We start from the raw sequence: 23,036 nt of genomic DNA, 5'->3' as shown, positions 1-23,036 counted from the left end.
TTGCCCACGTGTTACTCACCCATCCGCCGCTCACTTCCGGGAGCAAGCTCCCTTCTGTGCGCTCGACTTGCATGTATTAGGCACGCCGCCAGCGTTCGTCCTGAGCCAGGATCAAACTCTCCAAAAAATAGTGCATCGGAAACCGCAGCTTCCGTTTGTTTCTTCTTCGTTCATTCGATCCTCAGCAAAATTGAATTGACATAAGGGGTTTACCCTTTATATCACGCTTGGCTTTTGTTCAGTTTTCAAGGAACATTCCTGATTATAATTTTTAAATAAATGGTGGGCCTGAGTGGACTTGAACCACCGACCTCACGCTTATCAGGCGTGCGCTCTAACCAGCTGAGCTACAGGCCCATTTATTAAAAAAGCGGGTGATGGGAATCGGACCCACGACCAGAGCTTGGAAGGCTCTTGTTTTACCACTAAACTACACCCGCACGATGAAATGGTCGGGAAGACAGGATTTGAACCTGCGACCCTCTGGTCCCAAACCAGATGCTCTACCAAGCTGAGCCACTTCCCGATAAACCATGCGCCATGAGGAAGTCGAATCCCCAACCTTCTGATCCGTAGTCAGACGCTCTATCCAATTGAGCTAATGGCGCATAATAAAATGGTGCGGTCGAGAGGACTCGAACCTCCACGAAGTTGCCTCCACTAGCCCCTCAAGCTAGCGCGTCTGCCATTCCGCCACGACCGCATAATATTAAATTGAATGTGGTGCGGGTGAAGGGACTCGAACCCCCACGTCGCAAAACACTAGATCCTAAATCTAGCGCGTCTGCCAATTCCGCCACACCCGCTTAAAAATGAGCCGCGAGGGATTTGAACCCTCGACCCTCTGATTAAAAGTCAGATGCTCTACCCCTGAGCTAGCGGCTCATGTGGATAACCCAGCCAGTTCAGAATCAATAATTTCAATTCAAAAATCATTTTTCCGAACTGCCGACATTAAAAAGAGCTATGTATACACATTGCCCATTATTTCACCGGAAATCGCATATCCGTGCGACACCCGTACTTTCAAGGTGACCTGTGCGGGATTCGAACCCGCGGCCTGCCGATTAAGGCAGTGTCATAACCGCTCGACAAACGGGCCACAAAAAATAAAATGGCGGAGAAGGAGGGATTCGAACCCTCGCACGATTCACACCGTCTACTCCCTTAGCAGGGGAGCCCCTTCAGCCGGCTTGGGTACTTCTCCATGGCTCCACAGGTAGGGTTCGAACCTACGACCAATCGGTTAACAGCCGATTGCTCTGCCGCTGAGCTACTGTGGAATAAGTGGCCTTTCCACAACAAAGTCAAGGGATATTTTACTCTTCCACTACCCACTTGTCAAGAGGACACGAGACATAAGAATCATGTCTTGTCCATTTGACGACCTTAATAATTTAACACAAAAACAAAGTGGGCGTCAACCCTTTTTTTCTTATTCATTTTTTATTTTGTTCTCTGCGTTCTTTCTTTATTAACCGAATTCTTCCGCCGCACTTGGCGCAGACATATCTGCGTGTGTCCAGACGCCTCTTTCTGATAATCGGCAGCCCGCATTTTGTACACCGATAATGATAGCGAAGCCCGGACAAATTCATTGTGCCAGGTATCGTCCCGCAATATCGGGATCCTCCGACACTTTGAAGCAATTTCCTGAAATCCGGATCCCGATGACGGAATCCGGATCCGGAAAGATGAAGGTGGTAATGGCAGAGCTCGTGTTTAATGATCCCGACAAAAGCGTCCATGCCGAAATGCCGCAGCTGAAGTTCATTGAATTCAAGATTGTGGCTGCCCAGTAAATAGCGGCCGCCCGTCGTCCTGAGACGCGAATTAAATTTGGCCAGGTGCCTGAACGGAAGATGGAAATATTTTAATGATATATTCTGAACCAAAGTCTGGAGCTCATCTTCTGTCATTGTCTTCTCCTTCATTTTTCAGGCTGCGCCCCGTTTACACGGTTTTTGCCTGATTCACAGGGTCAATCATTGTAAGTGAAATTCTGCCTTTATCCTGATCCACATGATCTACCCAGACCGTAACAATCTGACCGACCCGGACCACATCAAGCGGATGCCTGACAAAGTGCCCGGACAGTCTGGAAATATGAACGAGCCCATCCTGCTTGACACCAATATCGACGAATGCGCCAAAATCAACCACATTGCGCACAGTGCCCTCCAGTTTCATTCCCTCACGGAGATCCTCGAACTTCAGCACATCTTTTTTCAGCAGCGGCTTTTTGACATCGTCCCGCGGATCGCGTCCAGGACGATTCAGTGCTTCGACTATATCAAACAGCGTCGGTTCGCCGACCGACAATTCGGCGGCTGTTCCGCTGATATCCAGCAATCCGAGTTTCTTCTTCAGCGTATCCGTGCCAAGATCCGATTCCCCGCAGCCAGCTTTGAGCAGCAATTTCTTTGTCACAGAATAGCTTTCGGGATGGATCGGCGTATTATCAAGAGGTTCGCTGCCACCTTCAATCCTCAGAAACCCTGCGCACTGCTCAAAAGCACGGGGCCCGAGCCGCGGCACGTCTTTCAGCTGCTTCCTGTTTTCAAATTTTCCACGTTTGTTTCGTTCGGCGACAAGGTTCCGGGCAGCTGTTTTCGACAGCCCGGCCACATACTGAAGCAGTTCGGGTGACGCAGTATTCGCGTTTACGCCCACTCTGTTCACTACTGTCTCAACGACAAACCCAAGTGACGCTTCGAGTTCACGTTGAGATACATCGTGCTGGTATTCTCCCACACCTACTGATTTGGGATCCACTTTTACCAGTTCGGCAAGCGGATCCTGAAGTCTTCTCGCAATCGAAACGGCGCTCCGTTCCTCGACGTGGAAATCCGGAAATTCTTCTCTTGCCAGTGCCGACGCAGAATAAACACTGGCTCCGGCTTCATTGACGATCACATAAAAGACTGCCCTTTCCGTGACTTCTTTTATTGTGTCCGAAATGAACGCTTCCGTCTCACGTGATGCTGTTCCGTTTCCGATCGCAATCATGTCTATATCATATTTATTAATTAATGATAATACGGTTTTTCGTGCCGCGGCAATATCCGATTTTGGAGGCGTCGGAAAGATCAGGCCAATCTCCAGCACTCTGCCTGTCGGATCAACAACGGCAAGCTTGCAACCAGTCCGATACGCGGGATCAACGCCAAGCACCGTTTTAGCTTTCATCGGGGGCTGGAGAAGAAGTCCGCGAAGATTTTCAGAAAAAATATGGATGGCTTGTTTTTCCGCCTTCTCAGTCAGCGCCTGCCGCAGCTCGCGTTCAATTGCCGGGGCAATCAGCCGCTTATAGGCGTCCTCCGCACCGGCATTCAGTATTTCCAGAGCGGACGTGCGCCGTCCTCTTGAAAGGAATTGCTTTATCGCAGGCAGAATTTTTTCATCCGGAGAAGTGACAGAAATTTTGAGAATCTCCTCTTTTTCACCGCGGTTCAATGCGAGAATCCGGTGAGGCGCGATTCTTTTTACAGGTTCCTGATAGTCATAATACATTTCATAAATCTTTTTTTCGTCCAGACTTTTGTTTTTTCCTGCCTTTACCTGTAAAACGGCTTTGCCGAATGTCTCGCGGCGGGCCAGCGCCCTCAGCTCGGCGATGTCCGCGACCCGTTCCGCAATGATATCCTGCGCGCCCTGAATGGCATCTTCAACAGAACCCACTCCTTTTTCGGCGGAAATATATTGGGCGGCCTCCCCGGATACAGATGCCACAGGCAGCTTCATCAGCCAGTCAGCCAACGGTTCGAGCCCTTTTTCCCGCGCGACAGCCGCCCGCGTTCTTCTCTTTTGTCTGAACGGAAGATACAGGTCCTCAACATCCTGCAGTTTCTCTGCATTCTGAATCTTTTTTTTCAAAGATTCATCCAGTTTGCCCTGCTCATCAATCCGTTTCAGCACTTCATCTTTGCGCTTTCCGAGCTGACAGCTATATGTATAGGCATCGTTGATTGCTCCGATCTGAACCTCATCAAGTCCGCCTGTCATTTCTTTGCGGTACCGAGCAACAAACGGGATCGTGTTGTCTTTTTCCAGCAAACGGATAACCCGTTCTACCTGCCTCGCGCCGATGCCTGTCTCTTTTGCTATATGTAAAAATACATCACTCATTTCATTCTCCCCCCGCCCTCTATAATAACAGAACGATCGGCCATAGTCCCAGAAGCGGTTGATTGTATTAAAAAAAGCCGGGCTGCCGAAGCAGGCTGGCTTGAGCCATCAATTATAGTGAACTGGAAATCAAACTTCTCAGCCTGGTTCTTCATCATCCGCCGGCAGAGCTTCGCGCAGCTTCTGGAGCGCCTTACGCTGAATCCGTGACGCGTGCATCTGCGAGATGCCGAGACGTTCACCGGCTTCTTTCTGGCTGAGATTATCAAAATAAGTAAAGAGAAGGACTTCTTTCTCCCGTTTGGAAAGTTTCTTAAATCCGCTCTCAAGGAGCATTTTCTCGTGCACCTGCTCATATCCCTGATCATGGAAGCCAAAAGTGTCAAGCAGTGTCAAAGCGCCCCGATCCGAATCCGAATCAATCTGTGAATCAACGGAAAGGGCACGGTAGCTGCGCACCATTTCGAGAGTTTCCAGGACACTTTCTTCACTTTCACCGACCACTTTCGCAATTTCATCAATACTCGGCGACCGCTGAAGGCTGGCCGTCAGTTCTTCAGATGCCCGCCTAATTTTCGGGGCAAGCTCTTTAATACGACGGGGAACATGAACGCTCCAGGTTTTATCCCGGATGTACCGTTTGATTTCACCAATAATCGTAGGCACCGCAAACGATTCAAAACTGTGCCCATAGGAGTAATCATACCTTTTCAGTGCAGAAATCAGTCCGATCATCCCTACCTGGAAAAGATCTTCACGTGCTTCCCGGTTCACGGCAAATTTTCCGGAAAGCGAGTCGACCAGGTTCTCGTAATGATCAATGAGTTTGATCTGCAGCACTTCGTCATCAGGGCTTTTCTGATAGGCCGCGATGAGCTGGCAAATCTCGTTTGACTTCAGTCGGGACTTTGTTTGCACGACGCTCCACCCCGTCTCATTATTAGAGCTTGATTCTTTTTTTCAATGACAGCTGATCAGGATCTTCAGATATTATCAGGCACCCATCTTTTTATTTCTACAATATTCTGCAAATTAATAGCTTACCTTATTATTTCATGAGAGCGCTCCATTGGCAAACTTTAAGGTGCGAAATAGGCATAAAAAAATAAAAAGACGCCCATCCGCAACTGGATCCGCATCTTTCTACTGTATGATCACTTTTTTTTCAATTTACGCCTGCTGGTTCACCTGGCAAATCCAATCAAAAATCGACAAGGCTGAGACTGATCTGAATGGCCTTGTTGACTCTATTCATCATTTCTTCATCCAGATGAGTGATTTTATCCGTCAGTCTCTGCTTATCGATCGTTCGGATCTGCTCAAGCAAAATGACCGAATCCCGGTCGAAACCATATCGCTTTGCATCAATCTCCACATGGGTTGGCAATTTCGCCTTCTGAATCTGTGCAGTAATCGCCGCGACTACAACGGTCGGGCTGAAGCGATTGCCAATGTCATTCTGAATAATAAGAACCGGGCGGACACCACCCTGTTCCGACCCCACTACAGGAGAGAGATCAGCAAAGTAAACATCGCCGCGCTTTACAATCACACCATCACACCCCGCTAACGGAGCGTTCCAGAGTGACCTCTGCCTCCTCTTCAGCAAGGAAAGCCTCAGAAGCAATGTTTAAATTTATTTTAGCCATCTCCATGTAACCCTGACGCATGATTTCACGGACATAACCTTTATTTCGCTCACGCAAATACATTCTGATCGCGCGATGGAGAAATTCACTGCGGTTCACTTTGTCACGACTGGCAATCCCATCGATTTCATTCAACAAATGCTGCGGCAAACTGAGCATGATTTCTTTAAAATTAGACTCCGGCACGCTTGCACCCCCACCACTTTAGTCAGAATAATTCTTTTTTTATCTAAGAAATATAGTATCATTTAAAAATAGTTTTTCAAAGCTATTTTCGGCAAAAAATGAGTATTTTTATGCCTCTGACTAAAAATAGTGCTATTTTTGTTGAATAATGGTAGGAATTACCTCTGAACATCCCCTGAAAGTACGGAATTCACCGTTTCAGTTCTTGCACCGTTCTTCCAGTAAACCCTTGGGACACGCGGGTGGATCGTGCAGGTCACTTCATAATTAATGGTATTCAGCTTCCGTGCCAGATCATCTGCCGTAATTTCATCGTCACCATCTTTCCCTATCAAGGTGACTTCCGCCCCTACAGGGAATTCATGAGGCAGGAGGCACATGAACTGATCCATACAGATCCGGCCGACAATCCGGCATCTTTCCCCGCCGACAAGAACATCCGATCCGGACAAAGCACGCAGCCACCCGTCAGCGTATCCGATCGGCACCGTACCGATCCATTCATCTGCTGACGCATGGTATGTTGCTCCATAACCGATCGATGAGCCGGCCTCTACCTGTTTAACATTGGCGAGCCTGCTGTGCAGAGAAAGCACCTTTTTCAACGGGAACGGCAGCTTGTTGGCCATTTCCGTTGACGGGGATAAACCGTACATGGCAATACCATAACGTACCATATTGAAAAGATGCCGGTTCTCCGCCGGATATTTCAGTGTCGCCGCGCTGTTTCCACAGTGGATGACCGGCGGCCGGATCCCAAGATCGTGGATCCAATCGATCATCGTTTCAAAACGATTATATTGTTCATTAAAATAAGCTTCATCATTCTGATCGGCGGTCGCAAAGTGCGTGAACAGCCCCTCCACGACAAAGCGCGGGTCTTTTTTAATTTCTTCAGAGAGGTCTTTCGCTTCTTCAAAGCTGCGGATACCAATCCGACCCATGCCTGTGTCACAGGCGATGTGCAGAAAAACAGGCTCCTTAACTTGATCGGCAACCCTTGCGGCTTTGATCCAGTCTTTTTGAAAAACTGTCAGGGAAATATGATATTTCGCCGCAAGGCCTGCGTTTTCAGGCGGAATTGGAGATAAGACAAGGATCGGCGCCTCGATTCCTTTTTCCCGGAGCGCAAGCGCCTCATCAAAGAGTGCCACAGCCAGCCATTCAGCACCGCTCACCAGCGCGGTTTGCGCGACCTGAAAGGCTCCATGTCCGTACCCGTTGGCCTTGACAACAGCCATGAGCGCCGTTTCTTCAGGAATTCTTTTTTTCATATTTGACACATTGTATGCGACCGCGTCCAGATCAATATCCGCCCATGTTTCTCTATAAAAAGATGTTCCCATTGTTCAGTCCCGACCTTTAATTAATAATATGGATTGCCTTAGAACGGGTACTGAAATAGTGCCCGCTTTTACATTCGACAAAGATTTCTTTTTCTATTTAATCACTATTTAGCGGAAAACGAAAGCCGCCCGGCCAGACCATAAATAGAAAAAATCAAGAGGATACGCTTCTTTTTCAAAACTGACTCTTTCAAAAAAAAGGAATCAGGTTCATTGTGTTCGATTAATTTTTGGTTTAGCTATTGCGGAATAGCCACGTACTGTGAAGCAGTGAATGATGTCTATGATCATTAACTTTGAACTCTAAGTTATGTTAAAGTTCTATCATTTGTGTGGAACTTCTTAAATTGGGTTGAACTTTGATGTGATTCGGTTGAACTTTTCCCTAATTGGGTTGAACTTTCGCTCAATTAGGTTGAATTCGAACTTTCACCTTCAATCTAAATTCCCTGAATGCAAAAAAGCGGCCTGTACGGGGCCGCCTTAATCAATCACTCTGTTATTTGACAACAATGCCGTTGACCGACTGCGCTACCGTGATCAGTTCGTCCTGTGTCAGTTTCTCTGAAGCGAGGTAGTAATCCGTGCCCCCATTCGACCAGGAAAGGGTATTGTTGCTTACCGATCCGATGGCGAACCCGAGATTAGCCGGATCCCCTGTGGCCAGGGTTGGCACGACAGAAAGAGAAGTCGCGCTTTTGGACTCAATCAGAGTGAACGGTTTTTTTCCGCTGTATTTCAGCACATATTTTTCACCTGCCTGAGTGACTTCAGGCTTCATTTGCGCGAGTTTCGTCCCGGAAATGTCGGCTGTCGGATACTGGACCTTAAACACAGCATTATTTGCCGTGGTTGTCTGGGTACCGCTGATTCGCGCGGCGGTCATATTCTGCTTGACATCAAAAGTTTTATTGTCGAGCGTCGGATTGATCCTGAAGTGGCTGAACTTCACCGTCACAATAACATTCTGATCCTTGTCTTTCACCTGGACGCTGTCAGGTGTCAGATTTTTATTCAACGTGATGCTCTGATTGGCAAGCTGAGTCGTATTGTAATTTGTCTTCGTATCAAAGATATATTGATTATCCTTCACCTTGAATCCGGGATTCGGGTCATTCTGTATATCCTGATTCAGCGAATGATACAGATAGGCCTGGCTCCGGTTGTTGGGCCAAGTACTCTCGAACTGGTAGCTCTTATTCAATTCTGGCGTGAGCACAAAAACGCCGTCGGCATTGCGCAGGATCATCTGCTTGTTTTCCTTCTTGCTGTCAGACAAAGCCACTCTGTAGTAGTACGGTTTCTTAAAAGTGATGTTCGCCTGATAGGTCTGTTTCTTACCGTTATGCTGAAACGTCATCGTTGCGTCCGTCTGATAACTGTTCAGATTCTCAATTTTATTGCCCAGGTCCTTGACGACATCTTTCTCCGACTTTGTGCCGCATCCCGATAACAGACCGATGATCATCAGAACCGCCGAAAGCCATACGAATGACCATTTCTTCATTGATAGCCAACCCCTTTGCCTCTATTCGGTGACAAAGGAGGGATTCTATACTAGCACGTCGCTTTTTGATAAAGATGATGCAAAACAGGAGGGATATGCTCGATCAGATCCGTTGCCAGCACGTCCAGCTGCGAGTGGCCGGTTTTCACCAGATCATCCGCAAGGGCTCCATGCAGATAGACCGCATTGCATACGGCATCCAATGTCCTTCCGTGCTGCAGGAGAAAAGCGAACAGGATGCCTGTCAGGACATCTCCTGAGCCGCCCTTTGCCAGAGCGGCGTTTCCTGTGGTGTTCACCACCTGCCCGCCGTCCGGCGCGGTGATGATCGTGTTTCTGCCTTTCAGCACAAGATAGACGCCAAACTTTTCCGCAAATTGTTTTGAAACGTCAAACCGGCTCTTTTCTACTTCGCTGACAGAAGTGCCCAGAAGATGTGCCATCTCGCCGGGATGGGGCGTCAGAACAATGGGGCTCTTTCTTTTTCTCAGCAATTCGGTCATGCCGCTCAGATAATAGATTCCATCCGCGTCAATCACGCAGGGAACGCTATCATACTCAAGGACCCTTCTGACAAGATCAGCCTGTTCCGGTTCACGGCCCAGGCCCGGACCGATCGCGATTCCTGACAGGCCCTGAAAATCGAGTGCCGACCGAGGCATAAACATCGTTTCCGGAAGATGGGAAGCGATGGTGGGCCGTACCTCGTCCGGAACGCTCAGACTGAGCAATCCGATGCCCGAACGGAGTGCCGCTCTTGCGGAAAAAAAAGCGGCTCCGGACATCTGCTCCGATCCGGCAATCAAGAGCCCCTTCCCATGTGATCCTTTGTGAGAAAAAGGATCCCGGTGCGGAAGTGTGCACCGCACGTCTTCCTCCCGCCATACTTTTCTCCGGACTCCTGCCTGCTGCACGGAAACTTCCGGGATACCAATGGAAAGCGTCCGGACCTCTCCGAAACAGCGGGCGGCTGGTTGTACAAACTGTGCGAGTTTCGGGCATTCAAGCGTCAGCGTCAGATCGGCAGCAACCGCGTGATGCGAGAAAAATTCGCCATTGGCCGGAACACCGCTGGGCAGATCCACTGACACAACTGTTGCTTTCGACTGGTTCATTTGATCAATCACTTCAAGACACTCCGGATAGGGTGTCCCTTGAAACCCTGTGCCGAGCAGCGCGTCAATGACGAGATCCGCCTCTCCGATGCTCTGGCTGAATGCTTCCCGTTCTTCCTGAATGGTGCGGATCCTTCCGCCGGCCTTCAGAAAGGCGTTCATGTGGTACGCGGCGTCCCCCTTGATTTCCAGAGGATCCGGCAAAAGCCAGACTTCTTCATCGACCCCACTGTCCAGCAGCATCCGCGCGGCAACAAATCCATCCCCTCCGTTGTTGCCTTTGCCAAGCACAACACAGATTTTTTCACCTTTTTTTAAATTGGGGGCCAGTTCGTCATAAACTGCCCGTCCCGCATTTTCCATCAGCAGCGGCCCTCCCAGTCCGATCTGTCCGATGGTGTAACGATCAATCGCCTGCATCTCTTCACGTGATACGACGTGCACAATAGTCCCTCCCAGCGTAGTAAACTATATGAGGCAAAGCTTATGAATATGCAGACTAGCATGACAAGCTTTCAATCACACAGAACGCAGCAGCCGACCGATCCGTATGCGTGATCGAAAGATGAACTCTCTCATTCTGAATATCCGTTTTTTTGAGAAAAGGTCTGCCTTCCGGATCATTGAGCACTGTCACATCTTGAAATGAGACATCCGCTCCAATGCCTGTTCCTCTTGCCTTGGCATAGGCTTCCTTCGCCGAAAAACGGCCCGCAAGGAATTCCACCTTTCTTTTCCGACTAAGTGAGCTGAAACATTCGCGTTCCTCCGGAGTCAGAACCCGCCGGATAAACACGTCGTCATCGACATGTTTTTCGACCCGGTCCAATTCTGTAATGTCAATACCAATACCTGTAATCATTCCGCTCCGCTTCCCTTATAAAAAATATGTGATCTGACGAATATGTAGAAAACGCGGTCCGTTCAAATCCGGGACTTTAACCCGCGATGATTTCGATAGTCATTTCAACTACCATTACCTTTTATTTTACCCTATACTAAGATCAAGATCATGCTTCAAGGGGGACAAGATTTGTTTATCCGGAACGAATCATTTAAACAGTTTCTGAAGGATTATCCTGTGACGTCAGGGATTCTAACAGTCAATATTATCATTTTCCTAATGCTGTATATTACAGGGGCATGGGGGCTTTTGCCTGTATTTGCCTACGATGTTGTTCGATTCATGATGGCTTCGAACAGCGCGATTATGCAGGGTGCTTGGTGGCAATTAATTACCGCAGTTTTCCTGCATACGACGTTCGCACATATTTTATTCAATGCGTTCGCCATTCTTATTTTTGCGCCCGCTCTTGAAGTGATGCTTGGAAAATGGCGTTTCATTCTTGCGTACCTCGGAGCCGGCGTTATCGCTAATGCGGCTGCCCTGCTGCCTTTTATTGAATCACCGGATCGTTACGGGGCAAGCGGAGCCATATTCGGCCTCTTTGGTATTTACATTTTTCTTGTTATTTTCCGCCGGGAATGGATCCCTCGTCAGGATCAGACGATTATTCTTGTTATGGTGGCCATCAGCCTGATCTATTCTTTTATTGGCGGAGGTATTGATATTATGGGGCACCTGACGGGATTTCTTTCCGGGCTGATTCTTGGTCCGATCCTGTTTGCGGGTAAAGCAAACCGATGATTCCGCAAGCAGAGTCTTTTTCGTAACATTACTATCGGCAAGTTTTCTTTAACGGGGATTGAATTATCACTTGAAATTGGTCATAATTAAGTGGAAAAATTGTGCTTGCTATCTATTTGAAGGGAGATATTTCTATGGCTTTCGTTATTACTTCTGCCTGCGAAAATGAAAAAGCAGGCGAATGTATTGAAACATGTCCGGTCGACTGCATTGTTGAAGGTGAAAAGCAGATGTATATTGACCCGGACGTTTGTATTGACTGCGGTGCCTGCGAGGCTGTCTGCCCGGTTGAAGCAATCTATCCGGAAGATGAAGTGCCAGATGATGAGCAGAAATATATTCAGCTCAACAGGGATTTTTTCAAAAATAGATAATAAAAAACTCCGAAACACCCGCCCCGCCGTATCTGTCATAATACGGCGGGGCTTTATTATGGGCTCATTTCATTATTTTATATCTTTGCGATGATGATGCGGATAAGCTGAAACGACCTTCGCACACTCCACAATCGCCGTCAGAAGGGTTGCTTTCGCCTGTTCCGTCATCAGATCTGCCTTCACATAGGCACTGCCCGACTGCTGACGGACGTAATGAGGATTCAGCCGGTTCAGACTCAGAGCAAACACATCAGTCTTGCATTCATCGCAGTGGCACGAAACCGACAAGTTGTCCCACTGTTTGTCAATAAGATCCCTAACAGCATCTTCCATCATATTATGAACAGGCATCATCAATGATTTCCCTCTTAACCTAATAGAAAATTTTAATCTTAGAGAATTTACGTTTTCAAGTGAATCGTAGCACAGAAGTGAAGGAGGCTCAATAGTTGAGCGATACAAAACGGATCGGATGCTCCGCCTTTTGGCAGAACGCCCGACCCGACATCCTGATCTGTAAATTCTAAAAATACCTGAATGCTCTCATGTCCGATGTTACTCCAGAACCCTAACCTTGACAGTCCTTCTGCCCCATTGCAGAGCAGTCACGTTGTCGCTGAAGAAAACATCAATCTTTCTCCCTTTAATTGCTCCGCCCGTATCACCGGCTACAGCATATCCATAACCTTCAACATACAGCTTTGTTCCAAGAGGGATCACTGAAGGATCAACAGCGACCACCTTGGCACTCGGATTATTCAGCAAGTTGATCCCTGTCGCTGTAGTCCCGGAACAGCCCGCGCATCGAGCGGTGTAAGCCGTGCTGTTCGCAAAAAATTCCTTTACTGAGGCAACCTGCTTGTGGGCCGGACGTCTCGGCACATGATTTTGTTGAACTTCTGAAGAGGCCTGAATGCTCTTCTTCTGCCTGGGCTTCGGCTTCGGCTGCTTCTGCCCCTCGCTCAGTTTTTCAACACTCTTCCACGTCTCCGGGCCAACAATTCCATCGACAGCTATATTTGAATCCTGCTGAAGACTGATCACCGCATTCTCCGTTTCATTGCCGAATAGTCCGTCAATGGCACCTTTGTAGAAACCGAATTTTTGCAGATAAAACTGAATATATTCGACATTTTCGCCTCTGGAGCCATTCGACATTAGACCCATCTGCTGATGAGTAGCTGAAATAAGCGCTTGTTTCGTCTGAATCCCGACGACGCCATCCGCCTGAATACCGTTCAGATTCTGAAATTGTTTCACAGCTGTTTCAGTCGCACTTCCAAAATAACCGGTTTCCTTTGTGAGCGGATACTGCCCAGTTGCTTTAAGTATAGATTGAATCGTTTTGATATCTTCGTGTCTCATACCTTTATAGAGTAAACTGTCGTCGCTCGTCAGATGTGCTGCAGCGTACGGGGGCAGTAGAAAAAAAGACGAAGTAAATGTCGCGGCGACTGCCGCGCTTTTCGCAATGGCGTTTCCATAATACATCGGTGTCTCCTCCTGTCTGTTTAGTCTTTCTAACTATTATGACAGTAGGAGCCGTTCCATTCTTTACAATCACATGACAGGACAGGCCAACCCTGTTATTGCTTTTTCAAAGCCTGATCAATCGCCTGTTTTAAAACAGAATAGTCTTGAGATCCTTCGATATATTTTCCATTGACAAATACAGCAGGTGTGCCCGGCACGTCCAAGGACTCCGCCATTTCATTATCGCTTTCAATGGCCTGTTTGTGAGACTCAGTGTCCAACGAATTCTGAAATGCTTTCACATCCAGTGACGGCACAGTCTTTCTGGCAATGTCCGTCAGCAGTGTCTTAGTGACCCATTCCTTCTGCTCACTGCCCTGGGCTTTGTAAAGCGCCTGATGGAACGCCCAAAACCCCTTGGGATTCTGGTGAAAAACTTCTTCAGACGCATTAGCCGCGAGGACCGATCCCGGTCCCAGTATTGTGTAATTAATAAAATAGAAATTCGCCTTATTTGTTTTGATATAATCTCTTTCAAGTTGAGGCATGATGTTTTCTTCAAAGGCTTTGCAATACGGACAACGGTAATCGGCAAATTCTGCAATTTTCACCGGTGCGTTTGTGCTTCCGATAAATGGCTGTCCGTCATAATTGATTTGCGTGACCTGTTCTGTCCGGTGCGTTGCCGGTTTTTTAACCGGAACAGCCTCATTTTTCTGCTGATCTCTGAAAATCATTACGGCAATCGCAGCAATCAGCAGGATAATGATTGCCGAACTGAAAATAACAATTCTTCCACGGCTTTTGCTCGTTTCGCGGTCGTTATTTGTTTGGCTGGTTTTTCTTTTATTGCCGGACATGTCGCACCTCTTCTTCTCAATGTATTAAGTGTTTATAACTGACTCGGGCAGATCTGTTCTGGTACATCTCATCAATAGTCACAAACTGATATTGCCCGGTGGTCTTTTTCAGAATCTGTTCAAGCGCTTCAATTGTATTTTCCGGAGCGTCATTATCCGCTCCCAGGTTCTCTCCATCATCGTGCAGGCAGATCACTGCTCCGTCCTTTAAATGATGAAAAAGCCTCTGTTCCAGACGTTCCTTTCCAAGTTTGATCCGCCAATCCCCCAGGATGGCGGACCAGAGGACGACCCGAAAGGAATGCGCTTCGAGCGGGAGGAACAGATTAATATGGCCCCAAGGGGGGCGGTAGTAGACCGGGCGGGCGCCAGTTATAGCTTCTACTGTGTCCGCCGCCTTTTCACATTGCTTTCGTGTTCCATAGGGGGTCAGAAACCAGTTGCTCAGATGCCGGTAATGATGAATGCCAATCAGGTGACCGTCGGCAGCCATCCTTTTAAGCAGCCCGGCGTTCTCTTCCGCACGTTCACCGACGACGAAAAAGGTGGCCCGCACGTGATACTTTTTCAGAAGCTCCAGCAACCTGATCGTATAAATCGCATTCGGACCGTCGTCAAAAGTCAGGCAAACTTGTTCCTTTCTCCCATCCACGGACCTGCATCCGCGAAAAAACATCGGACGCATGACCAATGTCGGAATGATGCCATAGAAAGCAGTAACTGAGACAATCATGAGCAGTATTGTCCGAAGTAAATGAGGTTCATGAATCATCCGTTTTCACCTCTTTTGCAGGATGTTCAAAAAATCTGAAATATATGACTGTCAGATGACCGAAGAGGACATACCGTTCAACAGGTAGAGATTGACTTAAGAAAAACCGGGCGAGCCCGGTCCCTAATCATTAACCCTGTGTTATTGAAGTGTTGGATCAACGCTTCGGTTGCTCGCTTGCCGCGGGCGATCCGTGAGCCTCCTCGCTCGGTACCCTCGCTGTGGGGTCTCCCTTGGCTCGCTGTCCCGCAGGCGTCTCGCACCTCCGCTTTGAATCTCATCCAAGGCCCTGTTTTATTGGCCAGATTTATACTTTCTGACCTTTTAAAAAAGGCTGTCCATTATTTTAAACGGCGGTTTGATTAGCCCGCCTGACGCCGGAAAATTTTCCCGGTCCTTTTTCAGGCATACCCGCCCATCTTATCTCACAGGCTATTATAACGAAAAAAATGTGATGATGAAATAATGAAGTATATCCGTAAAGTTGAACCGACTCACCGCGCACCACTTATAATCTAAAAATACTTTGATTCCGGGCGGTCTCTTGTTATACTTAAGCTTACAACCGATTGAATGGTTTTAGTGACCGTGCTTCCATAACATTCTTTAATGAAACGCGTCATCTTGCTTCCGTTCATAACGAATATATAATAAACTGTGTATTGGATATGCCATTGAAGTGGAAAAAAGTTTCAATCAGAGGAGAATCGATGATGGATATTGCCAGAGTGCTCATATTAACAGGATCTTATGGCAGCGGCCATAAGCAGGCTGCTTACGCACTTTCAGAAGCCTTTGCCAATCATCCGTCCAAATATACAGCACGTGTACTTGACGTCACATCACTGATGCCTTCAAAACTCGACTCACTTGAAAAGCATACTTTTCTATCGGGAGTGACCCATTTCCCGTCCCTTTATCACTATATATATAAAAAAACCCAGAAGAATAATGCCGCAGCGTCATTACTCAAGACGATAAACCGTTTCGGCATTGACCACCTGATCACAATATTGGATGAGGAACGGCCGGATCTCGTGATCAGCACTTTCCCCGCCGCGTCTGTGATGATGTCGCAGATCAAACGGGAAGGCTGGTTCACGTCTTCCCCGTTTCTTACCCTGATCACCGATTATTCTTTTCACAGCAGCTGGGTCAACAGCTGCACCGATGGTTACCTCGTCGGCTCAGACGCAGTACGAGACAAGCTGATTGAGATGAATGTCGACTCTCAGAAAATTATCACGACGGGCATTCCGATACAGTCCGGCTTCTCATTCCGGCCGAATGCCGGAAGTCTGAGGGCGAAACTCCATATTCCGGCAAATCAGAAAGTACTGCTGATGCTGGGTGGAGGATGCGGCATTTTCAGGAATACGCTCCCTATCCTTCGGGCCGTGGATAAAATGGATACTGACTTCAGAGTCGTCCTGATCTGCGGGCAGAACCAGAAAGCATACAATGATTTTTCAAAGTTTGGCAAAACGTCACGCCATCCTGTGCATGTCGAAGGTTATGTCGACAACATGAACGAGTGGATGGCTGTCTCTGATCTGCTCGTGACCAAACCCGGCGGGCTGACTATCTCGGAAGCGATCGCTTCCGAACTGCCGATGATTATTTATAAACCGCTTGGAGGCCAGGAGGCGGACAATACACAGTACCTACTTTCATCAGGGCTGGCCGTGGCCGCTCCGGGACAACAGGAGCTTATTGAAAACGTGGGTGATCTGCTCAGCAACACGCAGTCATTGAATACGATGCGCGGCAACATGAAACTTTTCAGTTCCCGCCAGCGGCACTCATCAGAACGGGCGTTGAAAGCGGCAGAGTTGTTCCTGTCGGCGGCCCGTGCCATCGAATTTGCTTGATCGATACCTTTCTTTTCTTCTTCAAGGCACAGATCAGGCGCTCACTGTTTCCAATGAAACAAAAAAAAGGACTAAAAACGAGAGCATCCTAAACTCAGGATGCTCTTTTTTGGGGTGCAAACAACCCTGTGCTCTTTCGCCAGATGTCCATGCGGACACAGGGACATCTCAATTATTTTGAAAACAGCGAACCGATCGCCTGGAAAATAGCCTTAAAGAAATTTCCTATGGCCGCAAACACCTGGGATAAGAATCCGCTGGTCTGGCTCGAATTTGCCAGCTGGCTGATCTTATCTTTAACCTGCTGCAGCTGATCACCAACCTGACTCCAGTCGATATTCATCGTCCGCATTTTATCAAAAAGATCCACCAACTTCTGCATGTCTGCGTCGCTCAGCTGAACGTTAACCTGCTGAGCAGCACTGCGCACAGCGTTCTCCACGTCTGCTCTTGATTGAGGTGCATTTTTCGCCAGATTATCTTTAATAGCTGTCACAAGTTCGGCCGCCTTGGTCTGGCCAATGCCGTTCTGCTGCCCCAGTTGGGCTGTCGTCACGACTTCTTCATTGGCTACCTGTTGCTTTGCCTCGGGAATGACTGTTCCTGTCTTTGCTTCATAGGCCTTGATCAGTCCGGTCAGCGCGGCTGTCCCGGACACAGGGAACGGAGCCGTGACATACACATCGGCATCTTTAACTCCCGCGGTGGCCAGCGCATTAATGTACATGTCTTTTGTAACATAGGTGATGTTGTTTGTGCTCGCCTGCAGACCTGATCCCTTCTGACCCAGGGTGATCTTGGAGGAGCTGATCGCCCGGGTCCCTATCTGAGACTGAGACAGATAGTTGTCCAGATATTTATGTTCTTCACTATTCGTCACTTCAATAATTTGCGCTGTCTTCGGATTGACGTCCATCTCATTAAGCATCGACTGCCGCTGTGCCGGCGTAAGATCTGCACCCAGTGTCACCACCACATCTCCCGGTGCACTGTCGGCATAGGCTTTTTCCGTGCCGATTCCGCTCACCGCCAAAACGATGGCAAAAGCAATCAGCCATAATTTCCTCAGTTTCATCATTAAATTCCTTCCCGGATCCGATCCACAGGTGTAAAGCCAGGACCGTCCCATCAAAATTGTTACTTCATTCTATTCGCCTGTATTCGGAAAAAGGTGCACGTCAGTCATTTATCTATGAGGATTGAACAAGCGCCGCCATGTATCATCACTATGGCGTAAATGAAAAAAAATCCGTCCTCCCGTGATCAAACCACGCGAAAACGAACTTTTTACAGAGGGACCTTATTTTTCAGAAGAAGTTTCGAAATCAACAGCGAGCGAATCAATCAGACCGATTTCCTTCAGGTAAGAAACGACAGCCTGATGTTCCGGAGACGGTGTGTAGCGCTCGTGATCTTCTTTGGAACGGAAGAGGACTGTCAGTGCCATAGAATAACCCTTGCTGCGCGTTGAGTAGTTTTGCCCCGCCTGAATATCAATGATGCCCGGAAGTTCATGTATCAGGTGGCGCAGCCTGCGTGCCCCTTCTTCTTTTTGCGCCTCGGTTGTGCTGTCCTCGAATTGAAACAAAACAATATGCTCGATCATCATAAACCCTCTTTTCACTCGGTAAACTTTTCATCTCTATCATAACACGATGCCTTTTTCCTTTGGAGACCCGTTCATCGGATAGCCTATTCCACTTAAACGATTTCACCCGCCTGATGACCAGGCGCCGCCAGTAGCAGGCGTTCTTTTTCTTTTATATACTTCAGTAATTCGACAGTCACAGTAAAGCGCCCCATCGGGGTAATCAGATAAATGCCTCTGAAGTATTCCATCGACGTGTCGATCAATTCCTTCGCAATTTCGAGGCTCGTGCGCCGCGCTTCTTCAGGCGTCCTAGCTGCAGCCATGCGCTCACGGACATCGTCAGGGAGACGGATTCCCGGAACTTCATTGTGCAGAAATTCCGCATTAGTGGCCGAAGTCAGTGGCATAATGCCGATATATACCGGTGCCGAGATTCCCCGCAGCGCTTTACTTGTCTCGATGATCTGCTGCCGGTCAAACACCGGCTGAGAAATAAAATAATCCGCGCCGCACTCAATTTTCCTTTTCAGCCGCTGTACCGCGCGGTCGAGATTGCGGACATTCGGATTGAAAGCCGCGGCCACCCGAAAATGAGTCGGATGTCTCAGGCTTTTCCCCGAATAAGAAATGCCGTGATTAAATTGTTTGACCAGCCGGATCAGTTCCATTGACGAAACATCATAGACCGATGTCGCACCTGGGAAATCGCCGATTTTTGTCGGATCTCCGGTCACAATCAGCACATCATGCAGCCCAAGAACATCGAGGCCCATCAGATGGGACTGCAGACCAATCAGATTGCGGTCCCGGCAGGTCAGGTGGACAAGCGGAGGCACTGTAAATTCTTCTTTGATCAGTCGTCCGATAGCAGCGTTGCTGATTCTCGGTGATGCCAGTGAATTATCGGCCATCGTGATGGCGTCCGCACCCGCATCCTGAAGCGCTCGGACACCTCTGAAAAAACCGGATGTATTCAGATGCCTCGGTGTGTCAAATTCGACAAAAACCGATCGCCCCGACTTTGCCTTCTCAAAAAGCGGTGTCTCCGGATGATTGTCAGAAATAATGATGGTGCTGACGCGTTTGCTTACAGACTTTTCCCTTATGGGCTCCAGTTCCGAGAGGCCCTGCCTGAACGCCTCGATATGCACCGGAGTCGTGCCGCAACAGCCGCCCAGAAGCCGGATGCCTTCATTTCGAAAATCGACGGCATATTTTTTAAAATACCCCGGCTCTGTTTCATAGTAGAGTTTGCCGTCACGGTAATCAGGAAGGCTTCCGTTAGGGTAGGCCGAGAGAAAGGCACGCTTCGGCAGTGGAATCCCGCGCAAGGCCTGAATCATATGAAAAGGGCCGAGGCGGCAGTTGGTGCCGACGATATCGGCACCCAGGCTTTCCAGCTCCCTAAGTGCCTCCGCAAGTGACATACCATTGATCAGGACGCCGGGCTCCTGCATGGAAACATGCGCGACGATCGGAAGATCCGTTGCTTCTCTGGCGAGCTTCAGAACTTCCTTCAATTCGCTGAAATCATAATAGGTTTCCAGCAAAAGGCCGTCAACGCCTCCATCCAGCAATACATCCGCCTGCTCCCGGAAACTGCGTCTGATTTCTTCCGTCTGTACGGATTGCTTCTGGAAACCGCGGATTCCGCCGATCGTCCCGAATACATAGGTTTCCGGTTTTGCCGCTTTTTTCGCAAGTTGTACCGCGGCCTTATTGAATCGTCCGACTTCATGTTCCAGTCCGTAACGCGCCAGTTTGATCGCGTTCGCCCCATAGGTGTTTGTCTGGACCACATCCGCCCCGGCACCGATATAAGCCTGATGCACGTGAAGGACCTCACTCGCGTGAGACACATTGAGTTCCTCAAAACACCGATCGATGCCATAGGAGTATAGCAGTGTCCCCATGGCCCCGTCCCCGATTAATATTCTCTTTTTCATTTCATCCAGAATCGGTGTTTTCATCATTCTCCACTCCCAACCGTCTGCCGCCTGTTCCGCCTTACTGAAGCCAGCGCCGCGGTGAAATCACGGATCAGGTCATCGGCGTCTTCCAGGCCGACCGACAGGCGGAGCAGCCCATCGCCGATACCCGACCGGATTCTCTCTTCTTCTGACAGTTCAGCGTGCGACATTTTCGGCGGATAGGATAAAATGGATTCAACGGCTCCGAGGCTAACCGCGAAAACCGGCAACGTCACGTGATGAACAAACGCTCGCGCGGAAGCTTCATTTTCCAGTTCAAATGAGAGGACGGCACCGCCCGATCCGGCCTGATCCAGCTGAAGATCCGAACCCGGATGATCCGGCAGGCCCGGATAGAAGACGTTGTTCACTTCCGGCCGCTCTGATAGAAATTCAGCAATTTTCTGCGCGGATGCGGCGGATTTTCTGATCCGCACATCCAGCGTTTTCAGTCCCCGGAGCAGCAGCCATGAATCCTGAACACCAAGGATCGCGCCAAGTGCATTCTGTAAAAAATACAGCCTGCCCGCCAAGTCTTCGCTTCCGGCGACCGCAAGTCCGGCAACAACATCGCTGTGTCCGGAAATAAATTTGGTCGCGCTGTGCAGGACCAGATCCGCGCCCAGTTCAAGCGGGCGCTGGAATACCGGAGTCATAAACGTATTATCGACGAAAGTATAACATCGGTGAGCTTTAGCAATTTTCGAAATGGCCCGGATATCCGTCACTTTAAGCGTTGGATTTGACGGGGTTTCCACATAAATGACCTTCGTATTCGGACGAATCGCCTTTTTTACTTCATCAAGATCCGTTGTATCGACAAACGTATGCTCAATCCCAAACCGGTGGAGCACCTGTGTCAGGATCCGGAAGGTCCCTCCGTAGACATTTTTCGGAACAACAGCGTGGTCGCCTGAGGAAAGCAGCAGAAACGCCGTGGATATCGCCGCCATTCCCGAGGCAAAAGCAAATCCGCGGACACCGCCCTCAAGCGAAGCGATCGCATTTTCCAGCGCTTCACGCGTCGGATTCCCTGAGCGGCTGTAATCATATTTTCCATAGTGGTCAAAGTCTTTCTGGTGAAATGTGGAGGACAAGTAAACAGGAACATTCGCCGCACCGGTCTGTGGATCGACCGCGACTGTTTCCCGGATCAGTTTGGTCGAAAATTCCATTGAATTAGCCATGGATTGCCGCCCCTTTCCTGATCGCCTGAAAAGCCCCGTCCAGATCCTGTATCAGATCTTCCGCGTTCTCGATCCCCACGGATAAGCGGAGGAGTGTATCACTCAAACCATATTTCAGACGGAGATCCTCCGGAATATCCGCGTGGGTCTGCGTCGTTGGGTAAGTGATCAGGCTTTCCACCCCGCCGAGGCTCTCAGCAAACGTAATCAAATGAAGCGCTTTGAGAAAAGGCTCAACGTAGGATTTTTTGCTTAATTCAAAGCTGACCATTCCTCCTTTGCCAGGATACAAAACCTTGGTCACGAGAAATTGTTCATTAAGATAGCCGACGATCCTTCGGGCATTGCTTTCATGCTGTTTCATGCGCAGCGCGAGCGTTTTCATGCCGCGGACCACAAGCCATGAACTGAACGGATCAAGCACCAGGCCGCATGAGTTATGGTACAGCCTCAACCGTTCAGTAATTTTTGCCGAGTTTGAGACCACCAGGCCAGCCAGAACATCGTTATGCCCGGCCAGGTACTTGGTCGCGCTGTGTACCACAAGATCTGCCCCCTCTTCAATAGGACGCTGAAGAATCGGTGTATAAAAAGTATTGTCAACAATGAGCAGGAGACCCGCCTGTTTGGCAATATACGACACTTCCGATAGATCCACTTCGTGCATGAGCGGATTGGTAGGCGTCTCGATAAAAAGAGCCTTCGTTTCCGGTCTCAAAAGTGAGGAAAGCGTGTCGTAATTACCGCCATCCCAGTATGAGAACGCAATATGATATTGGCTGGCAAGAATTTCAAACAGCCGGAACGTTCCTCCATAAAGGTCGCGTGAAGCGATAATATGGTCGCCGCTGCTGAACAGCGAAAAAACCAGTTGAATCGCGCTCATGCCGGAACTGCAGGCAAAGCCTTCCTCCCCTCCCTCAATGTCGGCGATCGCCTTTTCAAGAATCGACCGCGTCGGGTTCCCTGTACGGCTGTAATCATAACCCTTCGAAATGCCAATCCCCTCATGACGATAAGCTGTGGACAAATAAATCGGCGCATTCACCGCGCCCAGTTCATCAAAACCATTTCCAATCTGAGCTAACTTTGTTTCCTTTCTGTAAGCGGACATTCGCCATTTCCCCTCTCCGAAAATTGTTCCAAGTGACGATGCCGAGAAACCTCTCTGTAAAAATAAAAGCCTTCTTCGGTAAGAAGAAGGCTTGTTCAGCAGGTTTCTTCTTATCCCTCAGGCACACCTCTGAGCCTGCTGGAATTAGCACCTTGCCGCCATCAGGCGACGGTTGCTGAAGCGTCATCGGGCCAGTCCCTCGACTTCTCTTGATAAGAAATTAAACGTTAAATCATGTTCAG

Annotated in this window: 21 protein-coding genes, 9 tRNA genes, 1 rRNA gene and 1 riboswitch; of the genes, 3 read left to right on the top strand and 28 right to left on the bottom strand. The window is 48.8% G+C overall.

The window, feature by feature from the left end:
- The 19 genes from E4665_RS10835 to acpS form a co-directional block, all read right to left on the bottom strand.
- A 16S ribosomal RNA gene (locus E4665_RS10835) occupies nucleotides 1–127 on the bottom strand; the annotation flags it as partial.
- A gap of 153 nt (nucleotides 128–280) precedes the next feature.
- A tRNA-Ile gene (locus E4665_RS10830) sits at nucleotides 281–357 on the bottom strand.
- Nucleotides 358–369: 12 nt separating this feature from the next.
- Nucleotides 370–440: transfer RNA gene (locus tag E4665_RS10825), tRNA-Gly, on the bottom strand.
- Between the two features lie 9 nt (nucleotides 441–449).
- Nucleotides 450–526 (bottom strand) — tRNA-Pro (locus tag E4665_RS10820).
- 8 nt (nucleotides 527–534) lie between these two features.
- Nucleotides 535–608: transfer RNA gene (locus E4665_RS10815), tRNA-Arg, on the bottom strand.
- A 9-nt stretch (nucleotides 609–617) separates the two neighbouring features.
- Nucleotides 618–703: transfer RNA gene (locus E4665_RS10810), tRNA-Leu, on the bottom strand.
- An 18-nt stretch (nucleotides 704–721) separates the two neighbouring features.
- Nucleotides 722–806, bottom strand: a tRNA-Leu gene (locus E4665_RS10805).
- Between the two features lie 7 nt (nucleotides 807–813).
- Nucleotides 814–885: transfer RNA gene (locus E4665_RS10800), tRNA-Lys, on the bottom strand.
- A 230-nt stretch (nucleotides 886–1,115) separates the two neighbouring features.
- A tRNA-Ser gene (locus tag E4665_RS10790) sits at nucleotides 1,116–1,207 on the bottom strand.
- 1 nt (nucleotide 1,208) lies between these two features.
- Nucleotides 1,209–1,283: transfer RNA gene (locus E4665_RS10785), tRNA-Asn, on the bottom strand.
- Between the two features lie 156 nt (nucleotides 1,284–1,439).
- On the bottom strand, nucleotides 1,440–1,919 hold the full coding sequence (locus tag E4665_RS10780; protein ID WP_135348807.1) for a SprT family protein: 480 nt from the start codon (nucleotides 1,917–1,919) through the stop codon (nucleotides 1,440–1,442).
- 34 nt (nucleotides 1,920–1,953) lie between these two features.
- Entirely contained in the window at nucleotides 1,954–4,128 is a 2,175-nt protein-coding gene (locus tag E4665_RS10775; RefSeq protein WP_135348806.1) for a Tex family protein, read from the bottom strand.
- Between the two features lie 138 nt (nucleotides 4,129–4,266).
- Entirely contained in the window at nucleotides 4,267–5,046 is a 780-nt protein-coding gene (gene sigB, locus E4665_RS10770; RefSeq protein WP_135348805.1) for an RNA polymerase sigma factor SigB, read from the bottom strand.
- A gap of 283 nt (nucleotides 5,047–5,329) precedes the next feature.
- Nucleotides 5,330–5,680 (bottom strand): type II toxin-antitoxin system PemK/MazF family toxin, encoded by a 351-nt coding sequence (locus E4665_RS10765; RefSeq protein ID WP_100486022.1) that lies wholly within the window; start codon nucleotides 5,678–5,680, stop codon nucleotides 5,330–5,332.
- Between the two features lie 4 nt (nucleotides 5,681–5,684).
- Nucleotides 5,685–5,963: a CopG family ribbon-helix-helix protein gene (locus tag E4665_RS10760; RefSeq protein WP_135348804.1), complete on the bottom strand. Its 279-nt coding sequence runs from the start codon at nucleotides 5,961–5,963 to the stop codon at nucleotides 5,685–5,687.
- A gap of 158 nt (nucleotides 5,964–6,121) precedes the next feature.
- The gene (gene alr, locus E4665_RS10755; protein ID WP_135348803.1) at nucleotides 6,122–7,309 is read right to left on the bottom strand and encodes an alanine racemase; all 1,188 of its coding nucleotides are present in this window, start codon (nucleotides 7,307–7,309) and stop codon (nucleotides 6,122–6,124) included.
- A gap of 499 nt (nucleotides 7,310–7,808) precedes the next feature.
- Nucleotides 7,809–8,816: a LolA family protein gene (locus E4665_RS10750; protein WP_135348802.1), complete on the bottom strand. Its 1,008-nt coding sequence runs from the start codon at nucleotides 8,814–8,816 to the stop codon at nucleotides 7,809–7,811.
- A gap of 50 nt (nucleotides 8,817–8,866) precedes the next feature.
- Complete coding sequence (locus E4665_RS10745) at nucleotides 8,867–10,375, bottom strand: NAD(P)H-hydrate dehydratase (protein ID WP_135348801.1); 1,509 nt, start codon at nucleotides 10,373–10,375, stop codon at nucleotides 8,867–8,869.
- Between the two features lie 55 nt (nucleotides 10,376–10,430).
- Nucleotides 10,431–10,793: a holo-ACP synthase gene (gene acpS, locus E4665_RS10740; RefSeq protein ID WP_135348800.1), complete on the bottom strand. Its 363-nt coding sequence runs from the start codon at nucleotides 10,791–10,793 to the stop codon at nucleotides 10,431–10,433.
- Between the two features lie 171 nt (nucleotides 10,794–10,964).
- Here acpS and E4665_RS10735 point away from each other — a divergent pair, with 171 nt between their 5' ends.
- Together E4665_RS10735 and E4665_RS10730 are read left to right on the top strand one after the other, a co-directional pair.
- Nucleotides 10,965–11,579, top strand: coding sequence for a rhomboid family intramembrane serine protease (locus tag E4665_RS10735; protein WP_135348799.1), 615 nt, complete (start codon nucleotides 10,965–10,967; stop codon nucleotides 11,577–11,579).
- Between the two features lie 134 nt (nucleotides 11,580–11,713).
- Entirely contained in the window at nucleotides 11,714–11,953 is a 240-nt protein-coding gene (locus E4665_RS10730; protein ID WP_135348798.1) for an indolepyruvate ferredoxin oxidoreductase subunit alpha, read from the top strand.
- Between the two features lie 72 nt (nucleotides 11,954–12,025).
- On the opposite strand, the gene E4665_RS10725 is transcribed toward E4665_RS10730, so the two are convergent.
- From E4665_RS10725 to E4665_RS10710, 4 genes are all read right to left on the bottom strand, one after another.
- Nucleotides 12,026–12,310, bottom strand: a complete 285-nt coding sequence (locus tag E4665_RS10725) for a late competence development ComFB family protein (RefSeq protein ID WP_241654815.1) — start codon at nucleotides 12,308–12,310, stop codon at nucleotides 12,026–12,028.
- Between the two features lie 201 nt (nucleotides 12,311–12,511).
- Nucleotides 12,512–13,447 carry a peptidoglycan-binding protein gene (locus E4665_RS18685; protein WP_135348797.1) on the bottom strand — a complete coding sequence of 312 codons (936 nt, stop codon included), beginning with the start codon at nucleotides 13,445–13,447 and terminating at the stop codon, nucleotides 12,512–12,514.
- A gap of 95 nt (nucleotides 13,448–13,542) precedes the next feature.
- The gene (locus E4665_RS10715) at nucleotides 13,543–14,289 is read right to left on the bottom strand and encodes a DsbA family protein (protein ID WP_135348796.1); all 747 of its coding nucleotides are present in this window, start codon (nucleotides 14,287–14,289) and stop codon (nucleotides 13,543–13,545) included.
- 16 nt (nucleotides 14,290–14,305) lie between these two features.
- Nucleotides 14,306–15,061, bottom strand: a complete 756-nt coding sequence (locus E4665_RS10710; protein ID WP_241654807.1) for a polysaccharide deacetylase family protein — start codon at nucleotides 15,059–15,061, stop codon at nucleotides 14,306–14,308.
- Nucleotides 15,062–15,774: 713 nt separating this feature from the next.
- On the opposite strand from E4665_RS10710, the gene E4665_RS10705 reads away from it, so the two are divergent.
- The gene (locus E4665_RS10705; protein ID WP_135348795.1) at nucleotides 15,775–16,932 is read left to right on the top strand and encodes an MGDG synthase family glycosyltransferase; all 1,158 of its coding nucleotides are present in this window, start codon (nucleotides 15,775–15,777) and stop codon (nucleotides 16,930–16,932) included.
- Nucleotides 16,933–17,104: 172 nt separating this feature from the next.
- Here the strand turns inward: E4665_RS10705 and E4665_RS10700 are convergent, their stop codons facing one another.
- The 5 genes from E4665_RS10700 to E4665_RS10680 form a co-directional block, all read right to left on the bottom strand.
- The gene (locus E4665_RS10700; RefSeq protein ID WP_135348811.1) at nucleotides 17,105–18,001 is read right to left on the bottom strand and encodes a DUF1002 domain-containing protein; all 897 of its coding nucleotides are present in this window, start codon (nucleotides 17,999–18,001) and stop codon (nucleotides 17,105–17,107) included.
- A 231-nt stretch (nucleotides 18,002–18,232) separates the two neighbouring features.
- The gene (locus tag E4665_RS10695; protein ID WP_135348794.1) at nucleotides 18,233–18,538 is read right to left on the bottom strand and encodes a Dabb family protein; all 306 of its coding nucleotides are present in this window, start codon (nucleotides 18,536–18,538) and stop codon (nucleotides 18,233–18,235) included.
- Between the two features lie 95 nt (nucleotides 18,539–18,633).
- Complete coding sequence (locus tag E4665_RS10690) at nucleotides 18,634–20,493, bottom strand: bifunctional homocysteine S-methyltransferase/methylenetetrahydrofolate reductase (RefSeq protein ID WP_135348793.1); 1,860 nt, start codon at nucleotides 20,491–20,493, stop codon at nucleotides 18,634–18,636.
- Nucleotides 20,493–21,680, bottom strand: a complete 1,188-nt coding sequence (gene metC / locus E4665_RS10685; protein WP_135348792.1) for a cystathionine beta-lyase — start codon at nucleotides 21,678–21,680, stop codon at nucleotides 20,493–20,495. The genes E4665_RS10690 and metC overlap by 1 nt, the downstream gene beginning before the upstream one ends.
- Nucleotides 21,673–22,794, bottom strand: a complete 1,122-nt coding sequence (locus tag E4665_RS10680) for an aminotransferase class I/II-fold pyridoxal phosphate-dependent enzyme (RefSeq protein WP_135348791.1) — start codon at nucleotides 22,792–22,794, stop codon at nucleotides 21,673–21,675. Before E4665_RS10680 ends, metC begins: the two co-directional genes overlap by 8 nt.
- 107 nt (nucleotides 22,795–22,901) lie before the next feature.
- A riboswitch (SAM riboswitch) is annotated at nucleotides 22,902–23,013 on the bottom strand.
- Between the last annotated feature and the right edge of the window lie 23 nt (nucleotides 23,014–23,036).

Origin of the sequence: Sporolactobacillus shoreae (genome assembly GCF_004684935.1) — a bacterium.
Taxonomy (GTDB): domain Bacteria; phylum Bacillota; class Bacilli; order Bacillales; family Sporolactobacillaceae; genus Sporolactobacillus; species Sporolactobacillus shoreae.
The sequence above is the reverse complement of the archived record's forward strand: the minus strand, read 5'-3'. Positions and strand labels throughout refer to the sequence as shown.